This is a genomic window from Streptococcus infantis, from assembly GCF_047460685.1.
Lineage (GTDB): Bacteria > Bacillota > Bacilli > Lactobacillales > Streptococcaceae > Streptococcus > Streptococcus infantis_AD.
This window is the reverse complement of sequence record NZ_JASHFS010000002.1, coordinates 138,716-151,364: the sequence shown is the minus strand read 5'-3', so window position 1 is coordinate 151,364 and position 12,649 is coordinate 138,716. Positions and strand designations below refer to the sequence as shown.

At 31.3% G+C, this 12,649-nt stretch carries 9 protein-coding genes and 1 pseudogene; 6 read left to right on the top strand and 4 right to left on the bottom strand.

The window, feature by feature from the left end; genetic code table 11:
• Positions 1-122 (top strand): annotated as a pseudogene (locus tag QM917_RS01620) (IS630 family transposase); the annotation flags it as partial.
• On the opposite strand, the gene QM917_RS01615 reads toward QM917_RS01620, so the two are convergent.
• Together QM917_RS01615 and QM917_RS01610 are read right to left on the bottom strand one after the other, a co-directional pair.
• Positions 115-4,734 carry an amino acid adenylation domain-containing protein gene (locus QM917_RS01615; RefSeq protein WP_414284506.1) on the bottom strand — a complete coding sequence of 1,540 codons (4,620 nt, stop codon included), beginning with the start codon at positions 4,732-4,734 and terminating at the stop codon, positions 115-117. The pseudogene QM917_RS01620 and the gene QM917_RS01615 sit on opposite strands and share 8 nt — an antisense overlap.
• A gap of 55 nt (positions 4,735-4,789) precedes the next feature.
• On the bottom strand, positions 4,790-6,574 hold the full coding sequence (locus QM917_RS01610) for a GNAT family N-acetyltransferase (protein ID WP_414284505.1): 1,785 nt from the start codon (positions 6,572-6,574) through the stop codon (positions 4,790-4,792).
• Between the two features lie 80 nt (positions 6,575-6,654).
• On the opposite strand from QM917_RS01610, the gene QM917_RS01605 reads away from it, so the two are divergent.
• Positions 6,655-7,596 (top strand): helix-turn-helix domain-containing protein, encoded by a 942-nt coding sequence (locus QM917_RS01605; protein WP_414284504.1) that lies wholly within the window; start codon positions 6,655-6,657, stop codon positions 7,594-7,596.
• Positions 7,597-7,691: 95 nt separating this feature from the next.
• Positions 7,692-8,297, top strand: coding sequence for a 4'-phosphopantetheinyl transferase family protein (locus QM917_RS01600; RefSeq protein ID WP_414284503.1), 606 nt, complete (start codon positions 7,692-7,694; stop codon positions 8,295-8,297).
• A 232-nt stretch (positions 8,298-8,529) separates the two neighbouring features.
• Here QM917_RS01600 and QM917_RS01595 read toward each other — a convergent pair whose 3' ends face one another.
• Both QM917_RS01595 and QM917_RS01590 read right to left on the bottom strand, forming a co-directional pair.
• Positions 8,530-9,732, bottom strand: a complete 1,203-nt coding sequence (locus QM917_RS01595; RefSeq protein WP_049527613.1) for an IS110 family transposase — start codon at positions 9,730-9,732, stop codon at positions 8,530-8,532.
• Between the two features lie 849 nt (positions 9,733-10,581).
• Entirely contained in the window at positions 10,582-11,415 is an 834-nt protein-coding gene (locus QM917_RS01590) for a metallophosphoesterase family protein (RefSeq protein WP_414284501.1), read from the bottom strand.
• 218 nt (positions 11,416-11,633) lie between these two features.
• On the opposite strand from QM917_RS01590, the gene QM917_RS01585 reads away from it, so the two are divergent.
• From QM917_RS01585 to QM917_RS01575, 3 genes are read left to right on the top strand one after another with little or no spacing between them, the layout of a single operon-like run.
• Positions 11,634-11,828, top strand: coding sequence for a helix-turn-helix transcriptional regulator (locus QM917_RS01585; protein ID WP_006152985.1), 195 nt, complete (start codon positions 11,634-11,636; stop codon positions 11,826-11,828).
• A 14-nt stretch (positions 11,829-11,842) separates the two neighbouring features.
• Positions 11,843-12,385, top strand: coding sequence for a DUF3278 domain-containing protein (locus QM917_RS01580; RefSeq protein WP_414273194.1), 543 nt, complete (start codon positions 11,843-11,845; stop codon positions 12,383-12,385).
• A 10-nt stretch (positions 12,386-12,395) separates the two neighbouring features.
• Positions 12,396-12,644: a hypothetical protein gene (locus tag QM917_RS01575; RefSeq protein WP_248035645.1), complete on the top strand. Its 249-nt coding sequence runs from the start codon at positions 12,396-12,398 to the stop codon at positions 12,642-12,644.
• Positions 12,645-12,649 lie beyond the last annotated feature (5 nt).

Here is a 12,649-nt window from a genome sequence, read left to right as displayed (position 1 = left end):
ACTCACCTGAGTACAATCCTATTGAGAAAACATGGGCCCATATCAAAAAGCATCTCAAAAAGGTATTGCCAAGTTGTAGTACTTTTTTCGAGGCTCTTTTGTCTTGTTCTTGTTTCAATTGACTATAACTTGAGGCACTTTAAGTGAGTGACCACCAATATCAAAAAAACTATCTTCTACTCCAAATGAATCTACACCCAATACTGTTGTCCATATATTTTTTACAATTGACTGTTCTTTTGTCAATGTAATATTCTCTCCAATATATGATTCCACAACACTATTTTTATATTTGATTTTTAAAGAATCAAGATCTACTTTTCCATTACTCGTTATTGGGAACTGCTTGCAAATAATAAATTGAGTAGGTTGCATGTATGTTGTAAGATTTTTTTTCGCGTAACCAACCATCTCTTGTTTCGATACGAATTTTGACTCAATAAAACAGACTAAATTATCATTTTCATCAACTATTACCTTGCAGTTAGTCACTAACGAATGTTTACAGATCACTCTTTCGATTTCACCTAATTCAATTCGATAACCTCTTAATTTTACCTGTGAATCTATTCTGTCAATATACTCTAAATCTCCAGTTTCTCCTTCAATCACTAAATCTCCAGTTTTATATAATACTTTATCATTAAGAAATGGATGGACTATAAATCTTTCATTCGTCAATTGTTGACTATTAAAATAACCATTGCTGATACCATGCCCATATAAGTATAATTCTCCGACAACCCCTCTCGGAACTAAATGACCATCTTTATCTAAAATAATGTAACCAAGTGTATCTAATACTTTTCCTATATTACTTTTATTTGTTAATAAATCACTCTTTTGTAATTCTTTATAAGTAGCATGTACTGTAATTTCAGTAATACCATACATGTTAATAAGTTTAGCTTTTGGATTTACACTATTCCATTGACTAAGACGAGCAGGATTTAATTTTTCTCCTCCAAAAATAACATATCTTAAATTTGTAAATTTAACATTTTTATTCACTTCAGAAAAAACATAGAAAGCTGATGGAGTCTGATTTAATATAGTCACTTCTTCATTTAAAAGTAGACTAGAAAATGCAAATGGATCTTTTGTTACTTTATCAGGAACAATTACTAACATTCCACCGTAAAGTAGTGCTCCATAAATCTCCCAAACAGAAAAGTCAAAGCAGAACGAATGAAAAGCTGTCCATACATCTTTATGAGAGAAATGAAAATTATTATTCACTGGAAAAAGAAGACTTAAAATATTATGATGATTTACTACAACTCCTTTGGGATTACCTGTTGATCCCGATGTATAAATAATATAGGCAGGTTGCTTACTATCTACTGCTCTTGGTATAAAATCACATCTTTTATTCTTATAATCACTTACATTTATCTTTATACCTGCAAAAATATCATAAATAAATTTTTGATCATTAAAAAGTACTGCTTGTAATTTACTATTATCAATAATATATTGTTTTCGATTGTCAGGATAATTCGTATCAATCGGAACATAACATGCTCCTAATTTCAATATTGCCAGCATCGAAATAATAAAATCTATTCCTTTATCTAAATATATTCCAACCCTATCTCCATTTCTTACTCCTTGTTTATCCAAAATATTAGCTAGAGAACTTGAATGTCTATCCAGTTCTCTATAAGTCAAACACTTATCTCCAAATTTTAATGCTATCTTTTCTGGATACTCATTTACAATATTTGAAAATACATCTAGTAAGTTTCTATAGTCTTTTACACCACCAACTCTTCTAATTCCTAAATGTTCAAAGGAATATACTTCAATAGAACTAATTTTTTGGTCAACATTATTACTTAAACTATAAATAATATTTTCAAATACTGTTATAAAATTTTGTATAATCTGCTCTGCATTTTTAAAATCTACAGCTTCAACCTTAATCAAATAGTCTTCTTCATTCTCTGTTATAGTAAAAATAAATGGGAATTTCGCATTAGTATGATTAAGTAACTTATATTGTAGAGGAATATTTGGATCATAAACTTGACTCGAAAATACAATATCAAATAAGCCATTTTTAAAATCTGTATCATTCTTTTCTTTGATTTGATCTAAAATCTCCTCGATACTAATCTCTTTATTTTCATATAAATCAAAAATCAATTTTTGAATATCGTAAGAAAATTCTTTAAAACTTTTATCTTCATTAATAGCGATATTTAATGGTAAAGTGTTGACATACATGCCTATTTTAGAATTATCAATCTCACGGTTACTAAATGGAATACCAATTAATAATTCTTTTTCTTGTAAAAATCTGGATAAAACTATTAAAAACACAGACAATAAAACAGAGTTATTTGTAATATTATTTTTATCCTCTACAAATAGTTTTGTAACCAGTTTTTTGGATATTTTCAACCCTTTACGATGCTTAATTATAGATCTAGTACTTTTTTCAGTTTTAAATCGACTAGGTTTTAAAAAACCCGATTCGATGTACTGTCTCCACCAATTTTGATTTACAATATTACTGCTAACATTGTAATTAAATTTAGAAGCTTCATTTACTATACTATCGGAATATAAATAATTATATAGTTCCTTAATCAGAATATTTAAAGATTCTCCATCAAATACTATATGATGGATGTCAAGAAATAGAAATTTTTCTGTCTTATTCTGAAAAATCTTACTTCTAACCAATTGGTCTTTACCTAAATCAAAGCTTATTATTTCTTCCTCGAATTTCTTGTTGTTAATCTCATCTTCAAATGTACATACCTCTATGCTTTGGTAACAAAACTCTCTAACAAAAGAATTGATTTCACTACCATCAAGTACAAATAATTTTCTAAGATTTTCTTGTGATAATAATAGCCTGTTATATGCCACTTCAATAGTATTGTTATCTATATCAGATGGTATCTTTATATAGAATGGATTATTGTAGGCCGTACTTTCTGGAAACCTTTGCTGATAAAAAAATATTCCCTTTTGACTCTCTAAAATTCCAGATTTTAAATTATTATTAACATGTTTCTTACGTACAAGTTTTTCTAACTGTTTGTCTAATATAATAGCTAAATTTCTGACAGTAGGGTTATTAAAAATATCTGATATTCTAATATTTACACTATACTTTTTGTTCAAATTTCCTGCTATTCTCCCCGCAGTTAGTGAGTCACCTCCCAGTTCAAATAAATTATCTGTAACTCCAAAATTTGAAACTTGTAAATATTGTTGCCAAATGTTATGGATTTCCTTCTCAAGACTCGTTTCAGCATAAATAATTTTATCACTAGATGGGACAAAATAATTTTTTAGTTCATTTCTGTCAATCTTTCCAGATAGATTAATGGGAAACTCTTCTAGTTCAATGTATTTACTAGGAATCATATAATTTGGTAATTTATTCTTAATACTCCCCTTGATTTGACTAACTACCTGCTCATTATTTTCATTTCTTGAAATAAAAGCAATTAATTGATTATTTTTTACTATTACTGCCGCATTCGTAACTAGATTACATTCTAATATAACTGACTCTATTTCCTCTAACTCTATACGGTAACCATTTAATTTAACCTGATAATCTTTCCGTCCTATGAATTTGATTGAATCATCTTTTTGTTTTTCAACAATATCCCCTGTTCTGTAGTAACGTTTACCGCCATAGTAAAAAAATACATTATAGTTCAAATCATCTTTATTCAAATATCCTCTCGTTAAGCCAATACCAGATACACACAACTCACCTTTGTTTGATTCCTTGCCATCTGCCATGACAATCAATGAACATCCTGTAATTGGGTATCCAATACTACCATAGTTTAACAATGATGCTCTTCTTAAAAACGTAGATGTCACACTATTTTCTGTTGGTCCATACTCATTTACAACTTCTATCTTCTTATTTAAAATTATTGAATTATTTAGTATAGATTTTTGAAGTTTTTCGCCACCAGTTGTTACACATTTTATATTCCAAAAATCTGATTCATCAACAATATCTAAAAGTGCTGATAATAACGATGGTACCATAAATAAATTTGTTACACCCTGAGAATTTATTAAACTTCTTAAATAATCAATATCACCCAAATTTGTTTCTTTTACTAAAACTATTCTCCCACCTGAAATTAGTACAGAAAAAAGACTAGAGACAGAACCATCAAAAATAAACGAAAAAGTTTGCAATTGTACTGTGGAGCTATCAAGTCCATATTCTGTTTTTCTCCACTGTAATGTATTACAAATTGAATTTTGTGTAATAGGAACACCTTTAGGTTTTCCTGTCGAACCTGAAGTATATATTACATAGGCGTCAGCGTCTCCTAATTCCTTTTCCACTCGTATATAATTATCAGTATTAAGTTGATCAACATAATTAAATGTTTCTTTTTTGGTACCAGATTTTAAATTGTTTAATTCAATATCAGAAAATATAACCTTTAAACCACAATCCTGAGAAATAAAATTAATTCTATCTTGAGGCATCTTTTCTGATAATGGGACGTAGCACAATCCAGCCCGTAAAGTTGCTAATGCTGCAATTACAAAATTTATTGGATTTCTAAATAGTAAACCTATTCTTTTTAAATGATTTGAATTTTTCTCAAAATTATTAGCAAGGTCTATTACTCTGCTATCTAATTCCTCATAAGTCATTTCATCACCTTCAAAAAATAGTGCTACATTATGTGGTGTTTTAATTACCTGTTCTTTAAACAATGAATAAATATCCATTCCCCCAACCCTCTCTCAATTCACGTAAAACGACACAACCGTTCATCATTTCCTCCTATAATTTCTCTAAATAAGAAGCATATAAATGTTCCGTTATACTATCTCCTGAAGAATGCTTTTCATATTTTTTAAGTAAGTATTTCTTATTGTTGAAAAAGTTTATAATCAATTCAGCTATGTATCTAATGTGGCTTGTATCATACTTTCTATATGGAATAGCCAGTCTTAATAAATAATTTTTCTTAAAAATTTCAATTCCTACTCTGATACCAGTTTCAAGGTAAATTAAAATTTGAATACTGTCGAGTGTAAGATTGTATTTATTAACAATGTTAGTAACATCAATCCACACTCCATGACCAGACACCGGTTCAAGAACATTCACCCTTCCACTCTTTAAATATGAATGTAGTTTCTTTGTTAATAGCATCCTGTAATTTATATTATCTTCATTACTTATTGCTTCTTTTATTCCCTCTACTATAATACCTTTATCAAAATTGCTTAATTCTTGACCATATATTATCGATAAATCAGCTATTTTTAAATATACTTTTTCATCATTACAACCAATAAAACCTCCACTATCACATAAAAAATCCTTTTTTAAACTTGCTGTCACATAATCAGAATAACCGCAGATTTCCTTAACTATTGCACTTATTGATTGTTCTTTTTCATGCATCTTTATAAAATATGCATTTTCAATTATTCTAGTTGCATCTAAAACAACTGGAACCCTTTCTTTAAAGCAAATTTCGTAAACCTCTTTTAAGTTCTTCAAGGAAATCGGATAACCTCCAATTAAATTTGAACATAATTCAATACATACATATGCGATTTTTCTCTCATATTTTGATAGATACTTTTTCAGCAGAAAAATATCTATATTTCCTTTAAAAATTACTCTGGTCTGTAATTCTTCACTTACGGCATCGCTTATGTTAATTTGGGATAGATTCTTTAATCTTTGGTGGTATTCCGTAGTGGAAAATAAGTTATTACAAAGAACTACACTCTTATTTTCTGTATTGATTGTATTATTTAGCAGTGCCTCCGCCGATCTTCCTTGTGAACACAAAAGTAGGTACTCCATTCCAAAGATTTCTTGTAATACACTTGATAATTCATCATAGTTTTTTCCTCTACCCATTGGTCCACCATGTCCAGATATTGCAGTAGTATATTGTTTTACGTCAAACGAACTTGTACCACTATCAGTAAATAAATCAAAAGTAATTTTATCCATATGAAGCTTAAAAATATTATTTTCACACTCCAATAAAAATTGTTCTCTTTCCTTTCTGTTACCTAAATAAATTTTCTCAACTAATTTTGGAACATAGGGATTAAATAGTTCAGCGTTAAATAAATTATACTTATAAAATATATTATCTACCTCTAAAACTGGAAAATCTTTTGGTAATTCATTCCTTTCCACTTCAATAAATCCAGAATTTTCATAAAAATTTTGAGCATTTTTAAAAATATCCACTGTACCTAAAAATAATTCATCAACATTGTTAGACTTTAAAAACTCTAAACATTTTTTTATCAAGGAGCTACCTAATCCTATACCTCTATTTTCCCTCTTGACAAACATTTTCTTTAATGCTGCCTTATTATTCTCCAATAATTTAGTAGCTACACAGCCTCGAATATTACTATTATCATCAATAGCAATCCAGAAATTACCATTTTTTTTATATTCATTCTCAATATCTAACAAATCCATCTGTTCTTCAAGAGTTAACTCTAATTGATATTCATTATTCTGAATATCTAAAACAAAATCTAGTAATTGAGTTTTAAAATTTTCATTGTATTCAATTATTTCCATAGTATTCTCCTTGTGTTTTTTTTAAGAATACCATATAATAGATTTTATGTAATATACGTTTTTGAATATTGAGGTGTTTTATGGATGCGGAAACCTTAGGTGAAAAATTGAAACTTAGGAGAAAAGAACTAGGTTTTACTCAACAACAGCTTTCTTTGGGAATCTGCTCCCAGGCTCAACTTAGTAGAATTGAAAAAGGCTTCCACCACCCCTCTACTGAAAAATTAAGTCTTTTGCTTAGTAGACTTAATCTTTCCTCCTCTATTCTTAATAATTATGATTCACATGTTAATGATGAATTAATACAAAAACTGCATAACTATGTCCATTTACGAGAATATCAAAATTTGTACCAATTTATTGACTTGAATAATTTGTGGACTAAATTTATAGAAGATGAACATATACAATTATTATATTATTTCGAAGGCCTTTACTTTTCCCATTATTTAAACGATCAATTAAAATCTCTAAATCATCTATTTAATGGTCTAAAACAAACCAATACAATTACTGGTAGTAATAAAAATATTTTAAAGTTTCTTCAAAATAAAGAATCGTCTGATTCCGAATTATTAATTATAGGAGCAATAGGTTCATGTTATTTTATGTTAAAAAATTATAACTTAGCAGAACAATACTTTACGTTTTCAATAAATAGATATTTAACTTTTGATAAACGCAATAATTTTGAAAATATTGCTATACTGTTATATAGTTCCGCTAAAAATTTTAAATATCTAAAATCTTTAGATAAGGCACAAAATATGTGCGAATTAGGATTAAAAATCTTAGCGGAAAGTAATTCTACTTTTAGATTATCTGAATTAAATTATGAATTAGCAGAAATATTTCGTATGAAAGGGGATTATTTGAAAGCAGAACTACATTACATCACTGCGATTACTGTAGCAAAAACATCCTGTAATAATGTCATACTAAAGTACATCATTACGGATCTTAAAAAATATAAAGATATGACATTACTTAGTAGTTTAATTAGTATTTTAGACACATTATGATAAAGATTTATTTTTCAACAATAACAAATTTCGAGCATCTACACCATATTGAGAAACTCTGTAAAACAAAAAAAAACTTGATTCCTAAACAAAAAATGAGTAAAATCTTAAAGATAAAAAAAACAGAAGATAGAATAATAAGAATGTATGCTTCCTTATTATTTAGAATGCTTCTTTATAAAGATTTCAACATTCCATTAAATTCATGCCCTATAGCCTACAATCAATTTGGTTATCCTTATTTCCCTAATGTTAATAATCTTTTTTTTAATTTTTCATATTCCAAAAACATATTTGTATGTGCGATAAGTGATGATTATATTGGAATAGATATTGAACAGATTGAACAATCGATTGATACTGATATATTAGAATTGTTCCACCCAATCGAACAAAAATATATTAATAGTTTTGATAAAAAAAATCAGTTAATTATTAAATATTGGAATTTAAAAGAGTCTTATTTAAAATTTTTAGGAGTTGGTTTATCAAAAGATTTAAACAGTTTTTTTGTAAATGAGTATAGTAACAATTTATACAATATATGGGACAACGGAAAAAGCACATCAGCTATCAAAAATTATACTATTAAAAATAATTACTTTCTTTCAGTCTGCTCTAAAATCTACAATATTAATAATATTTGTATTGAGGAAATAGATCCTGATGACGTCTTAGATTTTTATTTGAAAAAACAGTGAAAAAGCGCAAAAAATCTCTTCTTGTGCTATACTGTAATTGAAAATTTGGCTCTTTTCTACCATTTGTCAAGTATATCAAGGGCCTTAAGTAAAAAAAGAGATGAGACAGTAGCTATTCTGAGGTTACTGTCTTATTTTTACCACTTATTGATCCATAAAAGGGCATGCTAAAAAAACACCTCGTCTGCTATTTTTTGAAACAAGGTGTTATAATAATACGGCATAGATAGCCTTATCGATTTTGGGTCAAAGAGTAATCGTAAAGTTTGTTATGCGTAATGAGGTAATACATTGTTCGAATGAGACGATGTATAGAGGCAATCGCATGTGGCTTGGTTGAAGCTATTGTCGATTGTCTTTTTCGTTTCTCATAAAAGTCGGCGATATGGCAGGGATTGGTATGACTAGCTGAAGCGATGTTATGAATGCACTTGAACAATATTTTTCTGGCATAGGGATTACCTCGCTTAGTAATGTGTTCCTTGGCGAGAAAGTTCCCAGATTCATAGTGTCTCAGGTCAATGCCAATAAAAGCGTTGATTTGATTGGTAGACTGAAAGCGACGAATATCTCCCAATTCGCCAATGATAGATGTCGCTGTGGTTTCTGCGATGCCAGGAATTGATCGTAAGATGTCATACTCTGGTAAAGGCTGAGCTAGAGCTACCATGTCGTCTAAGACAACCTGTCTGTGCTCAGAAAGACGAAGCAATTCTTGAGCATAGTAACGAACCTCTTCAAGCATTGGGGAGATTTTCTTGACCGCACAAAAAGATTGTTTAGCGAGTTTTATAAGTTTATCAGTCAGGTAAGCAATACGCTTTTCAGAGATTCGTTTGGAGGTAGATTGACGGATAATCTTACACAATTCATTTTGAGATAGGTTTAATACAAACTCTTTGCATGGAAAAGCCATCACTAAATTCCAATATTGCTCTCCAGTTGGTGTGGATAAGAGATTTTCCAATTCAGGAAAGGTGACTTGTAAGACCTTGTGTAGACGGTTTTTAGCTCTAACAATGTCTTCTGTAAGATTTTGATAGAAACGGCTTAAATCACGCAGGTGTTGATAAACTTCTTCCTGCGCATAAGTTGGTTTACGATTGAGTATAAACTGAGAATGAGCCAACTTTTCAGCGTCAATTTTGTCTGTTTTACGAACTCGCAGACTATCCAGTTGCTTCTTGGCTTCCAGAGGATTCAGCTGTGTATAAGCGTAGCCGTATTCCTCAAGAAAGGCTCGAAGACGCCGAGAATAGACACCAGTAGCTTCAAATATAATCTCAGGGTTATGAACAGTTTTCAAGTCATTCAAAAGACGATTGAAGCCAATGGCGTCATTGAGCATAGTGTATCCATGAATCTTTTCACCGTTGACTAAAATTGCCACCTCAGAACTTGCCTTACTCACATCAATCCCAAATACTGTACGCATGATATTACCTCTTTTGTCTTGAATAATTCCGTGTTTTAGTGATTTTATTTTCAATACGCGACGTCTAGCGCCAAACAGCCCTACGACTTTACAAGACACCTCTACTTTAACATAAAGAAAAAGTAGTGAGTACTCTCTCCCGTCGGAGATTTTCTCACTACTAATCTTAGTATGTTTTCTACCTTAAAATAGGCTCCATAATATCTATAGGGGATTTACCCACTACAAATATTATAGAGCCATAATTTGGTGTCTTTTATTATGAAATCTCCAAAAATTCCTCTCCTTTATTTCACAAAATTTTCCGAAAAATGCTTGTTTTTCTGAAAGTTATCTGATGAGCTAAAAAGTGACCTTAAGCCTTGCGCCTGTAGGTTTTTCTAGCGATAGATAGTACACAAAAAGATCCGAAAATACCTCAAAATCGCTCTCTCAGCACTAAAATGCGGATTTTTTGCATGATTAAAACAAAAATCGGGGCATCTATACAAAAATTAAGGGCACAAAAAAGTGGAGGTGTTAGCCTCTGATTTATCCTATTTATTTTTTATTGTAATGCAGACCCAAACAAATGAACAGAGATTGAAAAAACAAATGAAAAAACTGTAAGGATAATAGCTTCTGTATCTAAATAACCCATTTCGAGACCTCTTTTCAAAAACAACAAGGCTGTACTTTCGACAATGGTCGAAAATAAAAATATATAAAAAATTTTCGCCTTAAGTATATTGTCACCCCTTTTAATTTTAAAGGCTTTCAAGGCGTTCTTTAAAGTTTTTCGCCTTTTCTTCTAGGCTAGCACGTTCTGTCTCAACTTCTTTATTTAGTATCTGTTCGTTAAAGCACCTTTTACAAAAAATCAAAATAGTTTTTGACATCCTTGATATAACCATGTTTTTCATTGAGGCTGGCTAACAAATCTCTATTATGGCCTTGATAGTTGTCCTCACGTCGCAACTCTTCATACATTTCGATAAAAGGAAGGCCTTTGGTCTTAGCTGATTCTAGCTCTGCTTCATAGTCATAGGCGACTTTTCGAAATTGGATATTGACCAATTCACCATTTTCAAGCTCAAGTAAGGTATACTGGGCTCGGTGATTTTTCAGTCCTTCCCAGTTAAAATAAGGCATACCAATCGAACCTGGATTGATGATTTGTTGGCCTTGGCTACCATAACGTAGGAGCTGTTTATGGACATGCCCATAGACGGCTACATCCGTAGTTTCATCAAGTAACTGGTCAAATTTTTCGGTATTATTTTCAACCAGCAAATCACCACCATAATTTTTCTCAGGTAAATTATGAGAAAGAGAAAAACGTAAGCCTTCAACTTCTTTCTTGGCTACCATAGGCAGATTTCTCAACCAATCAATATGCTCTGGCTTTAGGTCCTCCATCAGATATTGAGTCATCCTGAGAAGCTGGATTTCTTGGGGATCCTCTAAACCATATTGCCCATCTAAAGCCTCTAACACACAATCATCCCAGTTCCCTCGAACGGATGCTGTAATGGGAAGGTCTTTCAAAAGAGCCACCAAGTCATTTGCTCCCGGCCCAGGAAGAAAAATATCTCCCAGAAGCCAATATTCAGTCGCTCCCAAATTTTTAGCGTCTTCAAGAACTCCAGCCAAGGCTGTCGTGTTACCATGAATGTCTGATAAAATTGCAATCTTATGGTTCATTTTCTGCTCCTTCTTTAGTGGATAGCTTTCAGTCTATCCAATTCACTCTTATAATTCTGTACTTTTCTTCATTATAGCATAAAATCGCTAAAAGATTTTCACATAGAAATATTATCACCAAGATTCTTTTAAAAATATGTCAAAAATAGTTGACATTATGTTCTTAAAAGAATATACTATAGTCAAATATATGTGACATAAACTAAAAAGGAGGAAGCATGAATCGCGTAAAAGAATTCCGCAAGGAACTGGGAAAGTCCCAACTCGAACTTGCCAAGGATATTGGTGTCTCGAGACAAACCATTAATATGATTGAAAACGACAAGTACAATCCAACTCTGGAACTCTGTCTCAATCTCGCCCGCAGCCTCCAAACTGACCTCAACAGTCTCTTTTGGGAGGATGATTTTTAAAAAGGAGAAGAAAAATGAAAAAAGAAACCTTCACTGAAAAGCTCATCAAACGCACTTACGGTATTTCTGATCCACTGGACGAATACAAACGGCGCGAAGCTGACCGCATCGGAAATAAAGTCTTTATGATTCTCTTTTATCTGATGATTTTCGGCAATCTTATTCCGCTTGTTCTGGCCTATCAATTTCCTCAACTAGTGGCTCTAGTCTATCCTCCTCTGATTTTAGTGATTGCCCTCATCGCTGCTGGCTATGTCACCTACCAAATGCAAAAAACTGGGATTACAACTATCGAACCAGATATGCTGACTGAGAAAGAAAGTAAGCAACTACATTACCCTGGTCTGAAAGCTGGGATAGTCTATGGATTAATGAGTTTTTTTTCAACCCCTCTTCTCCTTATACTGCTAGGTGAGAGTCAGGACTATCTTCAGTCTCTTCTCGCTTTTAAAAATATTTTTTCAAGTATCCTCCAGTCTGTCTTCTTTGGAGTGGTCATACAGATTATCATCTCCCGTCGCATTGCAAAAGCCAAGGAAGACCAGGATAAGGATTAGGAGGAAACTCATGAAAAAAGAAAAGAAGCAGTTACGTTATCCTGGTCTAAAAGCAGGTTCGATTTATGGAACAGTGATATTTTTTATAATTCCACTCATTGATACCCTAACAAGTGAAAATTCAAATTTTATCAGTTCTCTTCTAAATACAAAACATATTTTTAAAACTATACTGGGAGCTTTCTTTTTCGGAGTTATGATACATATTGTCGACTCACTTCGCATTGCAAGAGCTAAAAAAGAGCAAGATAAGGATTAGGAGAA